Below are 856 nucleotides of genomic sequence, written 5' to 3'. Positions count from 1 at the left end.
GGTCAGCGAGACCTTCAACATCGCCGTATCGACCTCGTCGAACAACACGGTGCCGACGGCGGTTGCCGACACGGGCGACGCCACCGAGAAGGGCGGCGTTGCCAACGGCGCAGGCGGTTCTGCCGCCAGCGGCAACGTGCTCAGCAACGACACCGATCCCGACGCCGGCGACACCAAGACCGTCACCGCCGTCAGCTTCGGGGCGACGGCCGGCACGCTCGGCGCGGCCTTGAACGGCACCTATGGCAGCCTCGTGCTCAATGCCGGGGGCACCTACACCTACACCGTCAACGAGAACCATGCCGCCGTGCAGGCGCTGCGACAGTCGACCAATACGCTGACGGAGACGTTCAGCTACACGATGCGCGACACCGCCGGCGCCACCGCCACGGCCAATCTGACGGTCACCATCCACGGCGCCAACGACGCGCCGGTGATCACGACCCAGACGGCCAACCAGAACGCCGTCGTCGGCACCGCCTTCTCGCTGGCGCTGCCGTCCAACACCTTCACCGATGTCGACACCGGCGACACGCTCGCCTACACCGCAACGCTTGCCAGCGGCGCGGCGCTGCCCGCCTGGCTGTCGTTCAACGCCACGACGCGGACCTTCAGCGGCACGCCGACGGCGGCCGATGCCGGTACGCTCGGCATCCGGGTGACGGCGACCGATCTCGGCGGCCTCGCCACCAGCGAGACCTTCAACGTCGCCGTGTCGACCGCGCCGACGACCTACAGCCTGTTCAGCGCCTCCAACACGCCGGCCCAGACGAACCTCAACGACGGCCAGCAACTCGAACTCGGCGTCAAGTTCCAGTCGAACGTTGCCGGTGAGATCACGGGCATCAAGTTCTAT

General features: G+C 67.9%; 1 protein-coding gene. It reads left to right on the top strand.

The genetic code is table 11. The annotated features are described in order from the left end of the window. Positions 1–856, top strand: an 856-nt coding sequence (locus tag P0086_RS25175; protein WP_275790824.1) for a putative Ig domain-containing protein, incomplete at both ends; no start/stop codon positions are given.

It is taken from the genome of Mycoplana sp. MJR14 (assembly GCF_029210525.1).
GTDB lineage: Bacteria > Pseudomonadota > Alphaproteobacteria > Rhizobiales > Rhizobiaceae > Mycoplana.
The sequence above is the reverse complement of the archived record's forward strand: the minus strand, read 5'-3'. Positions and strand labels throughout refer to the sequence as shown.